14 protein-coding genes are annotated in these 18227 nt (G+C 70.3%); 5 read left to right on the plus strand and 9 right to left on the minus strand.

Annotated features, from left to right (window positions below):
* Positions 1–14: 14 nt before the first annotated feature.
* Together CLV67_RS02625 and CLV67_RS02630 are read right to left on the minus strand one after the other, a co-directional pair.
* On the minus strand, positions 15–683 hold the full coding sequence (locus CLV67_RS02625) for a response regulator (protein WP_106315488.1): 669 nt from the start codon (positions 681–683) through the stop codon (positions 15–17).
* On the minus strand, positions 680–1984 hold the full coding sequence (locus CLV67_RS02630; protein ID WP_106315489.1) for an ATP-binding protein: 1305 nt from the start codon (positions 1982–1984) through the stop codon (positions 680–682). Before CLV67_RS02630 ends, CLV67_RS02625 begins: the two co-directional genes overlap by 4 nt.
* 86 nt (positions 1985–2070) lie before the next feature.
* Here CLV67_RS02630 and CLV67_RS02635 point away from each other — a divergent pair, with 86 nt between their 5' ends.
* The 3 genes from CLV67_RS02635 to CLV67_RS02645 are packed head-to-tail and all read left to right on the plus strand — an operon-like array spanning position 2071 to position 5398.
* Entirely contained in the window at positions 2071–3573 is a 1503-nt protein-coding gene (locus tag CLV67_RS02635; RefSeq protein ID WP_106315490.1) for a PspC domain-containing protein, read from the plus strand.
* Complete coding sequence (locus CLV67_RS53100; protein WP_239166128.1) at positions 3570–4091, plus strand: phage holin family protein; 522 nt, start codon at positions 3570–3572, stop codon at positions 4089–4091. Before CLV67_RS02635 ends, CLV67_RS53100 begins: the two co-directional genes overlap by 4 nt.
* Before the next feature lie 59 nt (positions 4092–4150).
* Positions 4151–5398 (plus strand): phosphatidylserine decarboxylase, encoded by a 1248-nt coding sequence (locus CLV67_RS02645; RefSeq protein WP_106315491.1) that lies wholly within the window; start codon positions 4151–4153, stop codon positions 5396–5398.
* A gap of 626 nt (positions 5399–6024) precedes the next feature.
* Here the strand turns inward: CLV67_RS02645 and CLV67_RS02650 are convergent.
* From CLV67_RS02650 to CLV67_RS02670, 5 genes are all read right to left on the minus strand, one after another.
* On the minus strand, positions 6025–6912 hold the full coding sequence (locus CLV67_RS02650; RefSeq protein ID WP_106315735.1) for a CDP-alcohol phosphatidyltransferase family protein: 888 nt from the start codon (positions 6910–6912) through the stop codon (positions 6025–6027).
* A 282-nt stretch (positions 6913–7194) separates the two neighbouring features.
* Positions 7195–8121 carry an NUDIX hydrolase gene (locus tag CLV67_RS02655; RefSeq protein ID WP_106315492.1) on the minus strand — a complete coding sequence of 309 codons (927 nt, stop codon included), beginning with the start codon at positions 8119–8121 and terminating at the stop codon, positions 7195–7197.
* Positions 8122–8146: 25 nt separating this feature from the next.
* The gene (locus tag CLV67_RS02660; protein WP_106315493.1) at positions 8147–9094 is read right to left on the minus strand and encodes an NUDIX hydrolase; all 948 of its coding nucleotides are present in this window, start codon (positions 9092–9094) and stop codon (positions 8147–8149) included.
* 131 nt (positions 9095–9225) lie between these two features.
* Complete coding sequence (gene guaA, locus CLV67_RS02665) at positions 9226–10773, minus strand: glutamine-hydrolyzing GMP synthase (protein ID WP_106315736.1); 1548 nt, start codon at positions 10771–10773, stop codon at positions 9226–9228.
* 37 nt (positions 10774–10810) lie between these two features.
* A complete protein-coding gene (locus tag CLV67_RS02670; RefSeq protein WP_170153729.1) occupies positions 10811–12631 on the minus strand; it encodes a S8 family serine peptidase in 1821 nt (606 codons plus the stop codon).
* Positions 12632–12762: 131 nt separating this feature from the next.
* Between CLV67_RS02670 and CLV67_RS02675 the strand changes: the two genes are divergently transcribed.
* Both CLV67_RS02675 and CLV67_RS02680 read left to right on the plus strand, forming a co-directional pair.
* The gene (locus tag CLV67_RS02675) at positions 12763–13860 is read left to right on the plus strand and encodes an LCP family protein (protein ID WP_106315495.1); all 1098 of its coding nucleotides are present in this window, start codon (positions 12763–12765) and stop codon (positions 13858–13860) included.
* A gap of 16 nt (positions 13861–13876) precedes the next feature.
* Positions 13877–15289, plus strand: coding sequence for a M1 family metallopeptidase (locus CLV67_RS02680; protein ID WP_106315496.1), 1413 nt, complete (start codon positions 13877–13879; stop codon positions 15287–15289).
* A gap of 260 nt (positions 15290–15549) precedes the next feature.
* Here CLV67_RS02680 and CLV67_RS02685 read toward each other — a convergent pair whose 3' ends face one another.
* Together CLV67_RS02685 and guaB are read right to left on the minus strand one after the other, a co-directional pair.
* Positions 15550–16671 (minus strand): GuaB3 family IMP dehydrogenase-related protein, encoded by a 1122-nt coding sequence (locus CLV67_RS02685; protein ID WP_106315497.1) that lies wholly within the window; start codon positions 16669–16671, stop codon positions 15550–15552.
* Positions 16672–16698: 27 nt separating this feature from the next.
* Positions 16699–18186 carry an IMP dehydrogenase gene (guaB, locus tag CLV67_RS02690; protein WP_106315498.1) on the minus strand — a complete coding sequence of 496 codons (1488 nt, stop codon included), beginning with the start codon at positions 18184–18186 and terminating at the stop codon, positions 16699–16701.
* Between the last annotated feature and the right edge of the window lie 41 nt (positions 18187–18227).

Here is an 18227-nt window from a genome sequence, read left to right on the forward strand (position 1 = left end):
CTGCCCGGAACGGCTCAGACAAGCCGACGATCGGCTGCCCATCGTGACAGTTCGTAACGGTTGCTCATCTGCAATTTACGCAGAACGTTCGAAACGTGCGTCTCGACAGTCTTGATCGAGATGAACAGCTCCTTGGCGATCTCCTTGTACGCGTAACCCCGCGCGAGCAGCCGCAGCACCTCGCGCTCCCGGTTGGTCAACTGATCCAGTTCGGGGTCGGCCACCGGCACGTCAGGCCGGGAGGCGAACGCGTCGAGCACGAAACCGGCCAGCCGCGGGCTGAACACCGCGTCGCCGTCGGCCACCCGGCGCACCGCCGCGGCCAGCTCGTCCGGTGAGATCGTCTTCGTCACGTAACCCCGCGCACCCGCCCGGATCAGCCCGATCACGTCCTCCGCGGCATCCGACACCGACAGTGCCAGGAACCGGACCTGCGGGTGGCTGCGGCGCACCGACTCCAGCACGGCACGCCCACCGCCGTCCGGCATGTGCACGTCGAGCAGGACCACGTCGGGCTGCACCGCGGCGATCCGGTTGATCGCCTCACCGACCGTGCTCGCCTCGCCCACCACGTCGACATGCTGGCCCAGCTCGGCACGCACGCCGGCTCTGAACATCGCATGGTCGTCGACCAGGAAGACATTGAGACGCCGGGTTTCCGGCTCGATCACGGGCTCGGTCATCTCACAGTCTCCTTACCAGCGGTCACACTCTCCCGCGACACGGGAAGCATGAGCCGCACCTCCGTACCGTCTCCGGGGGCGCTCCGGATCTCGGCCCGCCCACCATGACGCTGCATGCGCCCGATGATCGACCCTCGTACGCCGTGCCGGGTGTCCGCCACGCCGCCGAGATCGAAGCCGGCGCCGCGGTCCCGGACGAAGACGCTGAGCTCATCCTCCTCCACCTCGGCGTAGAGCGAAACCGTCTGCACACCCGCGTGCCGGGCAGCGTTGACGAGCGCCTCACGCCCCGCCGCGACCAGTGCGGCGACCCGGTCGTCGCACTGGGTGTCGCCGACCACCACGGTCTCCACCGTGATCGCGAAGGTGTCCTCGACCTCGGCAGCGGCCTGCTCGAGAGCGGCGGCGAACCGCTCGGTCGGCGAGCCGGTCGGCCGGTAGAGCCAGTTGCGGAGGCTGCGCTCCTGCCCACGGGCCAGGCGCTGCACCTCCTTGATGTCGGTGGAGTTGCGCTGGATCAGGGCGAGGGTGTGCAGCACCTGGTCGTGGATCATCGCGGCGAGCTCGGCGCGCTCCTGCTCACGAATGCGGCCCTCACGCTCGGCGCGCAACTGGCCGAAGGTGCGCCAGACCAGCGGGGCGACCACCACGCCGACACCCAGCAGGCCGACGAACGCGAAGATCACACCGTTGAAGACGGCCGAGAACGAGTCGGTCGGCGAGTAGACGGCGACCACGCCGATGATGCCGACCGCGACCAGGATGCCGCCGCCCAGGAAACGGAACAGGAACGCCCGCCGGTCGTTCTCCGAGACCATCGCCGCGAACCACGGGGTGGAGGCGAGGTTCTCCGAGTTGAACTCACGGCGGCTCGGGTCGGACTGGTGCCAGATCACACCGGCGCCGACCGCGATCACCGCGATCATCCAGCCGGCCGTGGTGGCCACCTGGTCCTCGAAGATCTGCGCCTGCAGCAGGACCACACCCATGCCGATCGCCGCGAACGGCAGCAGTGCGCCCAGGTCACGACGGGTCGGCTCCTCGCCGCTGCGGGCCTCCTGCGGGAGCACCGCCCAGTAGGCGGCGTAGAGCAGCAGGCCGAGGGCGTTGAAACCGAGCAGGACCACGAGCGTGATGCGGACGGCCAGAACCGGCAAGCCGAGATGGCGCGCCAGCCCGGCGGCGACCCCGGCGACGATACGCTGGTCGCGCGGACGGTACAGCCGGCGCGGCTGGTTCGCGGTTGCGGTACTCACCCTCCGATCGTCACATGCGGCGCAAGGCCCGGCCACGGGGAACATCCCCGGTAACCGGCCCGGATATCTCAGGGTGGCCTCAGGGTCACCTCCGGAAGCGCCTCGGGTCACCCCACGAGCAGGATCGGAGCATGACCGACGAACCGTCCGGTGCCGGGCCTGTGAAGGGTGACCAGGCACCTTCCGACCAGCCCGGAGGCTTCCCGCCCGGCGCCAACGTGCCGCCCTGGGTCTCCACCGCCTCCGCGGCCTGGGCCCGTCAGCAACTGGTCCGGCCCCTGCAGGGCCGATACGTGGCCGGCGTCTGCGGCGCCGTGGCACGGGCGACCAACACCGACCCGGTGCTCTGGCGGGTGCTGCTCGCCGTGCTCGGCGTCCTGGGCGGCACCGGCGTGCTGCTCTACCTCATCGGCTGGCTGATCATCCCGTCCGAGGGCGACACCGCCTCCCCGATCGAGTCGCTGCTCGGCAAGGGCCGGTCCGGCATGGCGCCGCTCTCGGTGGTGCTGCTCGGCGGCGCCGCCCTGCTGACCTTCGCCTTCATCGTCAACTCCGGCGCACGGGCCAGCATGCTCGCCGCCGCCGTTGTCCTCGGCGCGTTCCTGCTGATCAAGAGGGGCGGCACGGCCTCGTTTCCGGGTGCTCCGCCGACTGCCCCGCCGGGTGCTCCTCCTCACGCCGGCCCGTCTCCGACAGCTTCATCGCCGGCTGCAGCCGCCTCGCCGTACGCCACTGCCTCGCCGTACGCCAGTGCCTCGCCGTACGCCACAGCTTCACCGCATGCCGCTGCCGCGTCGCACGCCACCGCTGCACCGCAAGCCGCCGCCTCGTCTCAGGCCACTGAGGAGCCGACGGTTCCGTTCGTGGCGGCGCCCGCGGCCACACCGGCCGCTGAACCGGTGACCCCGCCCCCGGCGTACACCCCGCCCCCGCCGCCGGCCGGAGGCTTCCGCCCGCCGTTCGCGCCGCACGGGCCGTTCGCCGGGTACACCCCGCCTCCCCCGGCGCCGCCGGCCCCGCCCCGGCCACCGAAGCCGCCGAAGGAGCGCTCGATCCTCGGCCGGCTGACCTTCTTCGCCGTGATCATGGTGACCGGTCTGATCGGCGCCATCGACATGAGCGGCGTGGACGTGGACGTGTCCGCCTACTTCGCGGCGGCGCTGGTCACCACGGCGCTCGGCCTGATCGTCGGCGCCTGGTTCGGCCGGGCCCGCGGCCTGATCGCCCTCGCCGTGGTGCTGAGCTTCGCGCTGGGCCTTGCGTCCGGCCTCGAGGGCCTCGGCCGGGAGTGGACGCCGAGCGTCTACCGGCCCGCCACGGCCGCCGGGCTCGCCGACCAGTACGACTTCAACGTCGGCAACGTGACCCTGGACCTGCGCCAGGTCGACTTCTCCGGGCAGACCCAGCTCACCAAGATCAACATGAAGCTGGGCCAGGTGAAGGTGCTGCTCCCGGAGAAGGTCGACACCTCGGTCGAAGCCGGCGTCGAGGGCGGCCGACTGGTGCTCTTCGGCGAGGAGTTCGCCGACGGTACCTACCAGGAGCGAAGCGACCTCGGCACGGACGGCGCCGGTGGTGGCAACCTGACCCTGAACATCCGACTCGAAGCCGGAAACGTGGAGGTGGTCCGATGAAGCCGCACCGCATGGACGGGGTCTCCCTCAGCTTCGGCCTGATCTTCCTGCTGATCGCGCTCTGGTGGGCGCTCGCCCAGGTGATCACGCTCCAGCTGCCCGCGGTGGGCTGGATCGTGGCCGGTGGCCTGATCTTCTTCGGAGTGGTCGGCCTGCTCGGGGCGATCCGCTCGGGCCGCCGCGAGGTGCCCGCACCGGTTCCGGCGACCGCCTCGGTCGAGACGCCGGGCGATCTGCCGCCCGAGGTGCACGCCTCGATCGTCCGCGAACTGCTCGACGATCCGGCCGACAAGTTCGCCCGCGAGCACCACACCGACGGGCGCTCGCACGAAAGCCGCGACCACAACGCCGGCGAGCACCCGCAGGAGAGCCGCGACCACAACGCCGGTGAGCACCCGCACGAGAGCCGCGACCACAACGCCGGCGAGCGCCCGCAGGAAAGTCGGGAGCACCACGCCGGCGAGCGCCCGCGGGAGAGCCGCGACCAGCCGTCCGGCGACGGTCCGCGGGAGAGTTGAGCCACCCGATGCCCCGCCCGAGGGACGACCGTCCCCGGGCGGGGCAATATGCTCGCGTAATGACCGCGTTTCCGACCGTTTCCGTGGCGCCCGTCCCCGGCGTGGGTGACCGGGCCGCCCGAGCCCTGACCGCCGAGTTCGCCCGGCAGAACGCGGCCACGTCCGCGCTGCTGGTCGGCGCCGACCATGCCTCGGCCGTGGTGGCCGCCGCCGTCGAGGCTCTGCTCCCCGACGACACGCTCACCCTGGTTCCCGGTGTCAACAGCAGCACCGACCTGCTCCGTGGCCACATCACCGGCCTCGGCAGCTGGGTCGCCGACCGGGTGAAGGTCGTCGAGTCCCTCGACGAGGCCCAGCCGGCCGACGTGCTGATCGTGGGCGAGCCCCTGACCGGCACCGCCGAGGAGGCCCGCACCCTGATCGACCAGCTCGCGAAGTACCTCGCCGACGGCGCGGTCCTCTCGGTGGCCGTTCCGGCGGGCCCCGGCCGCACCCAGGGTGCCGCCGCCGAGCTGTTCCGTCAGGGCGCGCTCTTCGGCGTCGGCTCTGACCTCGTGATCCGCAACCAGCCGCCGCTGCGCGTGCACAAGCTACGGTTCAGCCCGGCCGAGGTGTCGACCGCCGCCAGGCTCGCCCCGGCCTTCCGCACCTCGAGCGTGCCGGTGACCCGCAGCATGCACATCGACTCGAACGGCGTCGCCGCCGCCGGCATCGCGCTCGGCCTGGCCGCGCTGGCCCGCCGGGCCCGGCCGCAGTCCAGGCTGTGGCTGATCCCGGCACTCGCCGCCGCCCCGGTCGCCGCGTTCTTCCGCGACCCGGAACGGGACGTCCCCACCGACCCGTCGGCGGTGATCTCGGCGGCGGACGGCAAGGTGCTCTCTGTCGAGCGGATGCGTGACGAGCGCTTCGGCCCCGACGAGTTCCTGCGGATCGCCGTCTTCCTGTCGGTCTTCGACGTGCACGTCAACCGGGCGCCGGTGGCCGGCCGGGTCGCCGACTACTTCGTCGAGGAGGGCGGTTACGCCAACGCGGCGACCGCGGCGGCCGAGCACAACGTCGCCGCCTACACCGTGCTCGACACCGACCACGGCACGGTCGCGGTGGCGCAGCGGACCGGGCTGATCGCCCGGCGCATCGTGCAGCGGGCGCCGGTCGGCACGCTGCTGGCCAAGGGCGAGCGGTACGGCCTGATCCGCTTCGGCTCGCGCACCGACGTCTACCTGCCCGCCGACAAGGCGGAGGCGCTGGTGACGGTCGGCGAGCGCGTCGTCGGCGGCTCGACGGTCATCGCCCGATTCAAGAGCTGATCTTCCGGTACGCCCCGGCGGGCGGCCGCCTTCAGCCGCCCGCCGGGGCGTGGTGACCCACGCCCACCAGCGCCCACCCGCAACGTGGTGACCTGCGCCCACCCGCGGACCGCACCTCACCACGCAACACCGGCACACCCACAGCGTGGTGACCTGCGCCCACCCGCGCACCACGCACACCCCACGCCCGCAACGTGGTGACCTGCGCCCACCCGCGGACCGCACCTCACCACGCAACACCGGCACGCCCACAGCGTGGCGACCTGCGCCCACCCGCGCACCACGCACACCCCACGCCCACAGCGTGGTGACCTGCGCCCACCCGCGCACCACAGATCACCACGCAACACCGGCACACCCGCAACGTGGTGACCTGCGCCCACCCGCGCACCACAGATCACCACGCAACACCGGCACACCCGCAACGTGGTGACCTACGCCCACCCGCGCACCACAGATCACCACGCAACACCGGCACACCCGCAACGTGGTCACCTACGCCCACCCGCGCACCACAGATCACCACGCAACACCGGCACACCCGCAACGTGGTCACCTGCGCCCACCCGCGTCGGCAGGCAACGCAAAAGGCCGCCCCCGAAGGGGCGGCCTTTTCAGTGCGTCTGTCAGGCGCGCTTGGCGCGCATCCACAGGACCGGGCCGCTGACCAGGTAGGTCGCGACGATCAGGACGAACGTCATGCGGGCGTCGATCAGGGCGCCCACGATCGGCAGCAGCCACAGCCACGGCGGCAGCTTCATCAGGCGGGCGAGCTTCGCGTACGGAAAGCTGGAGACCATCGCGAACGCCAGCAGCGTGACCCCACCGAGCAGGACCATACCGGGCAACGGCAGCCCGATCAGCACGGTGAGCGCCAGCACCGCGGCGGCCATCGTGGTGGGCACGCCGCAGAAGAACCGGCCGTCCTTCGGCGAGACGTTGAAGCGGGCCAGCCGGATGGCGGCGCAACCCGCCACCAGGGCGGTCGCGATCGCGGCGGCGGCCGCCGGCACCTCGTCGGCCAGGGAGGCGTAGACCACCACCGGCGCGGCGAGACCGAACGAGCACATGTCGGCGAGCGAGTCCATCTGCGCGCCGAACGGGCTGGCCACTCCGAGCTTGCGGGCGAGAGCGCCGTCCAGACCGTCGAAGATCACGCACGCCACAAGGAAGGCTGCGGCGATCCGGACCTGACCGTCCATGGCCAGGAAGATCGCCATCAGACCGAGGGCGAGGCTGGCCAGGGTGCAGGCGTTGACGAGCGCGAAGCTCGCACGGCGGGACATGGTGCGCTCACCTGGCAGCAGGGGGATGGAAGCCGGCGCCGGGTCTGGCCCGGCGACGGAAACATCCACAGGAACCCCCGGCGCGGGAATCGTAAAAGTCCGCACCGGATCGGAACCGATGTGCAGCACCTCGGCCCGGGTCGCGGTCGCGGCCCGCCCGGTATCGGCTGAGCGGCGGCCCACCCGAACCATCAGGGCCTGCCGGGCGAGAGATCCGCCGCGGCGCAGCCGGCCAGCCCAACGACGCCCAGCGGGACGGGGACTATCCGTCGTACGACGCCGGCGCCAAGGGGTACTCGGCACGTGCTTCCTCCATGGAGTTCGGTTGTTCCGCCGGGTACTCGCTAGCCCGGCGAAATTGCGGGTTACACCATCGCACAGCCGGACGGCCTTGGCGAGAGGCGAACGATCAAAGGAGTGCAACCACCAGAGCCGACCGTTTCATTCCCTGCGCGGTTTCATTCCCTGCACCGACCGACGGAACCTTCTTCGACCTTCTGTTCCCCTATTTTAGCCCGAACGGCTCAAAGCATCCCGGGCCAGCTCGGTGAGGGGCAGGTCGCCGGCCTGTTCGGGCGTGAACCAGGCGGCCTCCGCGGTGGATCCGCCGGCCGCCTCGGTGACCGCCGCGACGGTCGGTTCGCCGACCGTGACGTGGTAGACGACGCGGATGGTGTGCCAGTCGAGCGGCACCCCTTCGGGCCCGAGCGCGGACGGGTCGTACCGGTGGGAGACGCCGATCAGACCGGTGATCCGGCCACGCTGGGAGGTCTCCTCGTAGAGCTCACGGGCTAGCGCCTGCTCCGGTGTCTCGCCGAAGTCGGTGCCGCCGCCCGCAAGGTGCCACATCCCGCCGCCGGGGTATCCGGCGGCGATCCGGGTCAGCAGGATCCGGCCGTCCGGGTCGGTGGCGTGGGCGTACGCTCCGAACCGTTGAACACGTCCGGGTCTCTCCGGCGTCGGGGCGGCGTCGAAGGCGAGCCCGGCGCTGTCGAAGGCGAGCCCGGCGCTGTCGAACGCGGCATCGAAGGCGACGCCGAGAGCGCCGGCCGTGAAAGGCAGCAGCGGGCGTGCCGCCACGTCCGCCGGTGTCACCCATTCAGCGAGGTCGCTCGTGCCGACGGCCTCGTGGCGCAGCGTGCCGCCGGTCACCTCGACGTCGTACAGGATCCGGTCGGTGTGCTCGATCGAGTCGTCGGGCAGGCGGGCCAGATCGGCGAGCACGGTCCGCACCCCGGTGATCCGCACGGCGTGGCCGGTCTCCTCGGCGAACTCCCGGACCACGGTGTCGTCCGGGTGCTCGCCATGGTCGATGCCGCCGCCGGGCAGGGACCACACTCCGGGGAACGCGCCGGCGTCGGATCCGCGGGTGAGCAGCACACTGCCGTCGGCGGAGCGGCACACCCCGTACGCCGCCGCCCGTCTTCTGATCTTCACCGGCTCCAGACTAGCCAGACCGCACCTAGATCAGCCTCGCCGCCCGCAAGGCATCGGCCGTCACCTCGGTGATCAGGTCGGCACCGAGCTCGGCGACCTCCTTGAGCGGCATCCAGCGGGCCTCCGCGGTGGAGCCGCCCACGTCGTGGATGGTCACCTCGGTCGGGCGGTCGACGACGACCCGGTAGAACGCCCGGACACCGTGCCAGTCGATCGGGTAGCCCTCGGGGCCGAGCGAGGCGGCGTCCCGGTGGCTGGCCACGCCGAGCAGCTCGACGATGCGGCCCTCCTGCCCGGTCTCCTCGACGAGCTCGCGAAGCAGGGCGGTGCCGGGCTGCTCCCCGTAGTCGGTGCCGCCGCCGGGCAGGTGCCAGCAGCCGCCGCCCGGGTAGCCGTCGGAGATCCGGGTGAGCAGGAGATTCTCGTACGGGTCGGTGGCGATCGCGTAGGCCGCGAACCGCTGCGCCCGGTGCAGCCCGTCCGGCCCCTCGTAGGCATAGAAGGACGGGAAGACCGGCGCCTCCTCGGGCCGCAGGTCTCCGGCATTGGCGGAGAGCCCGAGCGCGGCCGCCGTGAACGGCCGGAGTTTCAGCTTCTCGGCCTCTTCGAGGGTGTGCCAGCGGGCCAGGTCGGTGGGGTGGCCGACCCGGTCGATGAGGTTGCCACCGCGCACCGACACCGAGTAGACGAGCCGGTCCGTGTGGATGGTGACACCGCGGTGCGGCATGGAGCGCATGTCGGCCAGGACGTCATGCAGCCCGGTGACGGTGACGGAGAGCCCGGTCTCCGCCGCTGTCTCGCGGACGACGGTGTGGTTGGGGTCTTCGCCGTGATCGACGGCGCCACCGGGCAGCGACCAGACTCCGGGGGTACCGGATTTGGACGAGGCCCGGACCAGGAGGACGCGGCCCTCGCCGTCGCGGGCGACGGCGTAGGCGGCGATCCGGCGGAGCGGTTCCAGTGCGGGGGTCACGGGCCGCAATTCTGCCCGGAATATGTTACCTCTCAAGAACTTCTGTCAAATTCCTGACAGTGGGATAGCGGTGAGTAATCGCAGCTCAGGGCGGGTTACACCGCCCTGGGCGATTGATCCACTACTGACCGTTACTCCCACTCGATGGTGCCCGGCGGCTTGCTCGTGACGTCCAGCACGACCCTGTTGATCTCACGGACCTCGTTGGTGATCCGGTTCGAGATCTTCGCGATCAGGTCGTACGGGAGTCGCGACCAGTCCGCCGTCATGGCGTCCTCGGAGGAGACCGGACGCAGCACGACCGGGTGGCCGTAGGTGCGGCCGTCGCCCTGCACACCCACACTGCGCACGTCGGCGAGCAGCACGACCGGGAACTGCCAGACCTCACGGTCGAGCCCGGAGGCCGCCAGTTCCTCACGCGCGATCAGATCGGCGGCACGCAGGATGTCGAGACGCTCACGGTCGACCGCCCCGATGATCCGGATCGCGAGGCCTGGGCCGGGGAACGGGTGCCGCTGCACCATCTCCTCGGGCAGGCCCAGTGCAGAGCCGAGCGCACGCACCTCGTCCTTGAACAGGGTGCGCAGCGGCTCGATGAGCGCGAACTGGAGGTCGTCAGGAAGGCCGCCGACGTTGTGGTGCGACTTGATGTTCGCGGTGCCGGTGCCGCCGCCCGACTCCACCACGTCCGGGTAGAGGGTGCCCTGCACCAGGAACTCGATGTGCCGCTCGGCGTCGAGTTCGCGAGCCGCCTGCTCGAACGTCCGGATGAACTCACGCCCGATGATCTTGCGCTTCTGCTCCGGGTCGGTGACACCGGCCAGGTGTCCCAGGAACTGCTCCGAAGCGTCGACGACCTTCAGACGGATGCCGGTCGCGGCGACGTAGTCCTTCTCGACCTGCTCAGCCTCTCCCGCACGAAGCAGGCCGTGGTCGACGAAGATGCAGGTCAGCTGGTCGCCGACCGCCTTGTGGACGAGAGCCGCAGCGACCGCCGAGTCGACGCCACCGGAGAGACCGCAAATGACCTGCTTATCGCCCACGACGGAGCGGATGGCCGCGACCTGGTCCTCGATGATGTTCCCGGGAGTCCAGGTGGGTGAAATGCCGGCGATGTCGTACAGGAAGCGCTTGAGCATCTCCTGGCCCTGCTCGGTGTGCGCCACCTCGGGGTGGAACTGCACACCGGCACGCTTCGTGGCCAGGTCCTCGAAGGCGGCGACGGGAGCGCCGGGCGTGGAGGCGGTGACCGTGAATCCGTCGGGCGCGACCGCGACGCTGTCGCCGTGGCTCATCCACACCGGCAGGTCGGCCGGAAGCTCGCGGAGCAGGGTGCCGCCGCGACTCTCGAGCAGCGTGCGGCCGTACTCCCGGGAGCCGGTGTGCGCCACCGTGCCGCCGAGGGCCTGGGCCATCGCCTGGAAGCCGTAGCAGATGCCGAAGACCGGCACGTCATGAGCGAACAGACCGGCGTCGAGCGTGGGGGCCCCCGGCTCGTACACGCTGGAGGGGCCGCCGGAGAGGATGATCGCGGCGGGATTCTTCGCCAGCATCTCGGCCACCGGCATCGAGTGCGGGACGATCTCGGAGTAGACACGGGCCTCGCGGACCCGGCGGGCGATCAACTGAGCGTACTGGGCGCCGAAGTCGACGACGAGGACGGGACGCGGGGTACTCACCCGGCGAGGATACCGGCGGGTGAGCACCCCGAACTTGTCAGGCCCGGTAGTACGTGCGGATCGTCGTGTACCTCACGTTGCCCGCCTTGTCGTAAGCGCGGACCCGTACCTTCATGGTCTTGCTCTGGCTGGACACCTTGAAGCTGAGCACGTAGCCCGCCTTGGTGTCGGTCGCCACCACCTTGCCGTTCACGAGCAGCTGGACCTTGCTGATCCCGGACTTGTCACTCGCTTTGGCGTACACCTTCACTGTGCCCTTGACCTTGGCCTTGTTGGCCGGAGCCTTGGTCACCGAGACGGCCGGGATGATGTTGTCGGCCGTGTACCAGCGGGCGGGCAGCCAGATGTTGTTGCCGGCCTTGTCGTACACCCGCAGCTGGACCTTGACCGGCCCGTTGCGGCCGTTGGTCCGCAGGGTCGGCGCGAACGGGGCGACGTAGTCCCAGCCGTGCCACTTGCCGTCGACGTAGATGTCGACGTTGCGGATCCCGGACCAGCCGTCGGCCAGACCCGTCGGGGTGACCGCGACGTTGCCGCGCACCTTCGCGTTCGCCGCCGGCGTGTATCCGGTGGCGGTCGGCAGGCCCGTGTCGTTGCCCTTGTTCAGCGCCGCGGCCGCGTCGACCGTGCCGAACATCGTCCAGGTGTTGTCCTTGCGGGCCGAGTACGTGAGCGCGTACCGCAGCCCCCAGCCCTGGTAGGTGGGCCGCCGCGAGGCGACAAGCGCCGCGACGCCGGAGACCAGCGGTGCCGCGAACGACGTGCCCTGCACGTGGTACCCGTACAACCGGTCCCAGCACTCGTCGCCCGCGGACGCGTTGTCGAAGCAGTAGGTCCCGTTGCGGGTCATGGCTGCCGTGATGCCCGGCGCGGAGACGTCCACCCAGTTGCCGAAGCTGGAGAAGCCGGCCCGGGCGGTGGTCCCGCCGCTACGCGTGTTGGACGCACCGACCGCCAGCACGTCGGGGTACGCGGCGGGGTACTGCCACGTCGAGGTCCCCTCGTTGCCGGCCGCCGCGACGACCAGCGCGCCCTTGGCGTTGGCCCAGGCCACCGCGTCCTTCATCACCGGCGAGGAAGCCGGGCCGCCGAGCGACAGGTTGATCACCTTGGCGCCCTGACCGGCCGCCCAGATGACGCCCTCGGCGATGTCGGAGTGCCAGCCGCTGCCGCTGCTGTCGAGCACCTTGACCGGCAGGATCTCGCACTGCGCGCAGACACCGGCCATGCCCGTGCCGTTGTTCGGCGTCGCGGCGATCAGCGAGGCCACCATGGTGCCGTGGCCCTCGTCGTCGGAGGGGTCGGAGTCGCCGCTCTCGACGAAGTCGTAGCCCGGCAGAACCTTGCCGGTCAGATCACCGACCTCGCTCACGCCGGTGTCGACGACCGCGACCTTGACCTTGGCGCCGGTCGTGGTGTCCCAGGCGGCCGGGACCCGCAACTGAGCGAGTTCCGGCTGCCGGCCCTGGACGAACAGCGGGTCGTCCGGGGCCACGTCCATCTTCTTGACCTGCGGATCGACCTGGACGTACGAGACGTTCGGGTCGAGCTTGAGGGCCGCCGTCAGGGCTGCCGCGCGACTGCTCGGCACCTGGATCGACTTGGCCCGGATCTCACTGAGCAGGCGGCGTGCGGTGCTGCCGCCGGCACTGTCGGCCTGGGCCAGGCCGAACCGGCTCAGGGTGGGAAGTGTGACATCCGCCTCGACGCCCGGCCGCAGGCCGACCAGGAGACGGACGGGAAGCTCGCGGCCGGCACCCGTGACCGAGGCGCCCGCGACCGGCGCGAGAACGCTGCCCGTGACGAGCGCAGTGGTGGCGACGAGACCGACGACGATCCGTCGGCGAGTGGATTTCATTCTTGGATTGCCTCCCCGTGGGGCGATCCGCCGCGGACCGGCGAATCGCCGCGCCAGCGTACCGGTGATCTTCAATCTGGCAATAGCCCGCGGCATTGAGCGTCACCGGCTTCTCATTTACTGTTCGCGCTATGCGGAATAGCAAGATCACCTGGTCGATCGTGGCCGGCACTGCCGTGGCCCTGGTCGCCGGAGTGGGCGTCGCCATCGCGGTCAGCCGGGACTCGTCCGGGCCCGCCGCCGCGCCGGGAGCGTCCACGAGCGCCGCGCCGGCCGTCAGCAGCACCCCGAGCGCCTCTCCCGCGCCGTCCCCCGGCGCTGACATCAAAGGGCCGCTCGACCTGGTACTGATCGGTGTGGACACCCGGGTGAGCATCCCCGGCTACGAGCCGCACGCCGACACGATCATGCTGCTCCACGTGGAGGCCGATCTGCAGTCGGGCTACTTGTACTCTTTGCCGCGAGATCTCCGGGTCGACATTCCGGCGTACAAGAAGTCCGGATTCCGTGGCGGACGACACAAGATCACCGAAGCGATGAGCCGGGGATCCCGAATGCCCGGTTCTAACAAGAAAAGCGTCGAGCAGGGTTACGAACTGCTCACGAAAGCTCTCAGTGCGTATACCGGCATCAAGACTTTCCACGGCGGGGCGATCCTCAATTTCCAGGGCCTCGACAAGCTCGTCGACGAGCTTGGCGGCATCGATCTGGTGGTCGACCAGAAGGTGAAGTCGCGGCACCGCAGGCCGGACGGCAAGATGCGGCCGTCCTCCGGCAGCAACTACTACGGGCCGCAGGCGACCTACCTGCCGGGCCGGCGGCACCTGACCGGCTGGCAGGCGCTCGACTACGGGCGCCAGCGGTACGGGCTGCCCAATGGCGACTACGACCGGCAGCGGCACCACCGGCAGCTGGTCGAGGCGATTCTCGACAAGGGACTGTCGCAGGGGCTCGAGGACCCGGCCAAGCTCCGCTCGGTCATGGACGCCCTCGGCCAGTCACTCGTCTACGTGGGCGGTCGTACCCCCTTCGAGTACGCCTACGCGCTCCGCGATCTCGACGCTTCGAAGATCACCACGGTGTCGCTGCCCGGCGAGGGCGTCGGCAGCGGCGGCGGATACCTGGGTGAGCAGCTCAAGGCGGAGGGACGCGGGTTCGTCAACGCGGTGGCCAAGGGTGATCACGTCGCGTACCTGAGGTCGCACCCGAAACTCGTCGACAAGGGCTAGACGTACCCTCGGAGTCATGAAGCTACGGGTGGGCGGGCTGGTCGTGCTGTTGGCACTCTGCGGGTGCTCGCCCGTCGAGGACGACCCGGCGCCCACCCCCACGACGAGCGCCCCCGGTTTCCGGCCAGGGGCGGACGGCGCGGGCGACCCCTACTTCCCGAAGTACGGCAACGGCGGCTACGACGTCGGCGGCTACGACCTGGCCCTGCGCTACGACCCGTCGTCCGGCCGCCTGGAGGGCACCGCGACGCTCACCGCGACCGCGACCCACGACCTGTCCCGGTTCAACCTCGATCTGGCCGGTCTGAGCGCCACCGAGGTCACCGTCGACGGGGCCGCCGCGAAGGCCACGGCCGAGGGCGCCGAGCTGATCGTCACCCCCGCCGCCGGCATTCCGTCCGGCCGCGGGTTCACCGTCGTCGTCACCTACGGCGGCACCCCCACGCCCACCAAGAACGACACCCTCGGCACCAGCGGCTGGCTCCGCGACGGCAGCTCGGGCGCGATCGCGCTGGGTCAGCCCGAGTCGGCGAGCACCTGGTTCCCGGTCAACGACCATCCGTCGGACAAGGCGACCCTCAAACTGGCGATGACCGTGCCGGACGGGGTCGAGGCGATCGCGAACGGCGTGCCCGGCAAGCACGACACCAAGGACGGCTGGACCACCTGGCGCTGGACCGAGGAGTCGCCGATGGCGAGCTATCTCTCCACCGTGGTGATCGGCCAGTACCGGATCACCGAGTCCGTCCACGCCGGACGGCCGATGGTCATCGCGGTCCCCCAGTCGATGCCAGCCTCCGACCCGGCCGTGAAGTCGCTGGCCAAGACCGGTGAGATCACCGACTTCCTGGAGACGCAGTTCGGGCCGTACCCGTTCAAGGCCAACGGCGGCGTGGTCGTCGAGGAGGAGAAGATCCGGTACGCGCTGGAGACCCAGTCGCGGCCGGTCTACGGCAACCTGTTCTTCTTCGGCGGCGAGAACACCGGGGTGGTCGCGCACGAGCTGGCCCACCAGTGGTTCGGCGACAGCGTCGCACTCGCCCGCTGGCAGGACATCTGGCTCAACGAGGGCTTCGCCACCTACGCCGAGTGGCTGTGGTCCGAGCACGACGGCGACGACACCGCGCAGGAGATCTTCGACCGCACGTACGCGAGCTTCAACTGGAACGAAGCGCCCGGCGACCCGACTCCGCGCCGGCTGTTCGGCTCGGCCGTCTACCAGCGCGGCGGCATGACGGTCCACGCGCTACGCAAGACCATGGGCGATGACGCGTTCTTCAAGCTGGTCAAATCCTGGACGGCCGAACATCGCGACGGCAACGTGACTACGGACCAGTTCATCACGGCGGCCTCATCCGCGGCGGGGCGTGACCTTGCGCCCTTCTTCAAGGCCTGGTTGACAGACCCGACAAAACCCCCAAAGCCCTAATATCGTACGGCTACGCGGAGCACCCGCCTCCGAAGCGACGTGATCCCGGCGCAAGGCCCCAACGCCGCCGCCGGGCTGTTGCCCGCGCACCCTCACCCCGGCCCTGTGACCTTCCGCCGCCCCAGCCACCCCAACCTCACAAGATCGTCGCGAGCGGGCCTGGCGGCGCGGAAGGCACGGGCCGCACGGAAGGCACGGGCGGCTCGGGGAATGAGAACGGCGAGCCCCTAGCGGGGCTCGCCGTTCGCGGGTTCGGGCGATCAGGCCCTGTCGAGCACCAGCGCGACCTTCTGGAACTCCTTGACGTCGCGGTAGCCACACTTGGCCATCGCGCGCTTCAGGCCGCCGAAGAGGTTGAGCTGGCCGTTGGGACTGTTCGCCGGGCCGTAGAGGACCTCCTCCAGCGTGCCGTCCGGCTCACCGGCGATGCAGAAGCCCCCGCGCGGAAGAGCCGGGTGCGAAGCGGCCGAGTGCCACCACGCGCCGCCGGCGGGAGCGCCCTCGGCCAGCGACAGCGGCTCGCCGAGCATGACGGCGTCGGCTCCGCAGGCGATGGCCTTGGCGATGTCGCCGCTCGTGGCGATACCGCCGTCGGCGATCAGGTGGACGTACCGGCCGCCGGTCTCGTCGAGGTAGTCACGGCGGGCGGCCGCCGCGTCGGCGATCGCGGTGGCCATCGGCACCCGGATGCCGAGGACGGTGTCCGTCGTGGACCACTCGTCGGCGCCGATACCGACGATGACGCCGGCCGCGCCGGTGCGCATCAGGTGCAGGGCCGTCTTGTAGTCGGTGCAGCCGCCGACGATGACCGGCAGGTCGAGGTCGGCGATGAACTCCTTGAGGTTCAGCGGTTCGTCCGTCGTGGACACGTGTTCGGCCGAGACCAGGGTGCCCTGGATGACCAGCAGGTCGACGCCGGCGTCCAGCACCACCGGGGCGAGCGCCAGGGTGTGCTGCGGTGACACCCGGACGGCCGCGGTGACGCCGGCCGCACGGATCTCGCGGACCCGCTCGGTGATCAGCTCCGGCTTGATCGGCTCGGCGTAGACCTCCTGCAGGCGCCGGGTGGCGTCCGCGTCCTCGTCGAGCGAGGCCAGCTCCTCGAGGATCTTGGTCGGGTTCTCGTAACGCGTCCAGAGGCCCTCGGCGTTGAGCACCCCCAGGCCACCGAGGCGGCCCAGGGCGATCACCGACTCGGGGCTCTGGGTGGCGTCCGACGGGTGCGCGACGCAGGGGATCTTGAAGGGGTACGCGTCGAGCTTCCACTCGGTCGACACGTCGTCCACGTCGCGGGTGCGACGGCTCGGAACGATGGCGATGTCGTCCAGGTGGTAGCCGCGCTGGGCGGTCTTACCGAGGCCGATCTCCACGACGTCACGCATGGCCCGGTTGTCCTATCTAGGGGAGGTCTAACGGGAGTGGTAGTTGGGGGCTTCGACGGTCATCTGGATGTCGTGCGGGTGGCTCTCCTTGAGGCCGGCCGCCGTGATCCGGATGAGCTGACCCCGCTCCTGCAGATCGATGATGGTCTCCGCACCGGCGTAACCCATCGCGAGCCGGACGCCGCCGACCAGCTGGCCGACCACTCGGGACAGCGGGCCGCGGTAGGGAACCTGGCCCTCGACGCCCTCCGGAACCAGCTTCTCCTCCGGCACGTCGTGCTGGAAGTAGCGGTCCTTGGAGTACGACTTGGCCTGGCCGCGGGACTGCATGGCACCGAGCGAGCCCATGCCGCGGTAGGACTTGAACTGCTTGCCGTTCACGAAGATCAGCTCACCGGGGCTCTCCTCGGAGCCGGCCAGCAGACCGCCGAGCATCACCGCGTTGGCACCGGCCACCAGGGCCTTGGCGATGTCGCCGCTGTACTGGATACCGCCGTCACCGATCACCGGGACGCCGGCCGGCTTGCAGGCACGGGCCGCCTCCATGATCGCCGTGATCTGCGGCACACCGACGCCCGCGACGATCCGGGTGGTGCAGATCGCGCCGGGGCCGACACCGACCTTGACCGCGTCGGCACCCGCCTCGACCATCGCCTTGGCGCCCGCGTAGGTCGCCACGTTGCCGCCGACGATGTCGGTGACGGTGTCCTTCTTGAGCCGGGCGATCATGTCGAGCACCTGGCGCTGATGACCGTGCGAGGTGTCCACGATGATCACGTCGACACCGGCGTCGATCAGGCCGCGGGCCCGCTTGTAGGAGTCGTCGCCGACACCGACGGCGGCAGCCACCCGCAGACGGCCCTGCTCGTCCTTGGTCGCGTCCGGGTACTGCTCGGATTTGGTGAAGTCCTTCACGGTGATGAGACCGCGGAGCCGGCCCGTCTCATCGACCAGCGGCAGCTTCTCCACCTTGTGGCGGCGCAGCAGGTCGAGCGCGTCCGCCTTGCTCACCCCGACCGGCGCGGTGATCAGCGGAGACTTGGTCATCACGTCGCGCACCTTGACGCTCGCGTCGGTGACGAAGCGCATGTCACGGTTGGTCACTATCCCGACGAGCTTGCCCTCGCCGTCGACCACCGGGACGCCGGAGATCCGATACTTCGCGCAAAGCGCGTCGACCTGGCCCAGGGTGTCCTCGGGGCTGCAGGTGATCGGGTTGGTGATCATGCCGGACTCGGAACGCTTCACCAGGTCGACCTGGGCCGCCTGATCCTCCGCGGAGAGATTGCGGTGCAGCACGCCGATGCCGCCCTCGCGCGCCATGGCGATCGCCATGCGCGCCTCGGTCACCGTGTCCATCGCCGCGGAGAGCAGCGGGATCGTGAGCTCGACGTTGCGGGTCAGACGCGTGACCGTGTTGACCCGGCTCGGAACGACGTCCGACTCGCCTGGCTGCAACAGCACATCGTCGAACGTGAGGCCGAGAGGAACGGTGCGAGCGCTGTCAGTTTCCACAGATCATTCCCTAGAGAAGAGGCGGAGTTCATCATCCTACC

Origin of the sequence: Actinoplanes italicus, from assembly GCF_003001815.1 — a bacterium.
Lineage (GTDB): Bacteria > Actinomycetota > Actinomycetes > Mycobacteriales > Micromonosporaceae > Actinoplanes > Actinoplanes italicus.

Excerpts from the sequence above, each read along its gene's own strand:
- CLV67_RS02680 (WP_106315496.1), top strand. The coding sequence starts at position 13,877 with ATGAAGCTACGGGTGGGCGGGCTGGTCGTGCTGTTGGCACTCTGCGGG.
- CLV67_RS02625 (WP_106315488.1), bottom strand. The coding sequence starts at position 683 with ATGACCGAGCCCGTGATCGAGCCGGAAACCCGGCGTCTCAATGTCTTC.
- CLV67_RS02685 (WP_106315497.1), bottom strand. The coding sequence starts at position 16,671 with ATGCGTGACGTCGTGGAGATCGGCCTCGGTAAGACCGCCCAGCGCGGC.
- CLV67_RS02675 (WP_106315495.1), top strand. The coding sequence starts at position 12,763 with ATGCGGAATAGCAAGATCACCTGGTCGATCGTGGCCGGCACTGCCGTG.
- CLV67_RS53100 (WP_239166128.1), top strand. The coding sequence starts at position 3,570 with ATGAAGCCGCACCGCATGGACGGGGTCTCCCTCAGCTTCGGCCTGATC.
- CLV67_RS02635 (WP_106315490.1), top strand. The coding sequence starts at position 2,071 with ATGACCGACGAACCGTCCGGTGCCGGGCCTGTGAAGGGTGACCAGGCA.
- CLV67_RS02670 (WP_170153729.1), bottom strand. The coding sequence starts at position 12,631 with ATGAAATCCACTCGCCGACGGATCGTCGTCGGTCTCGTCGCCACCACT.
- CLV67_RS02645 (WP_106315491.1), top strand. The coding sequence starts at position 4,151 with ATGACCGCGTTTCCGACCGTTTCCGTGGCGCCCGTCCCCGGCGTGGGT.
- CLV67_RS02630 (WP_106315489.1), bottom strand. The coding sequence starts at position 1,984 with ATGTTCCCCGTGGCCGGGCCTTGCGCCGCATGTGACGATCGGAGGGTG.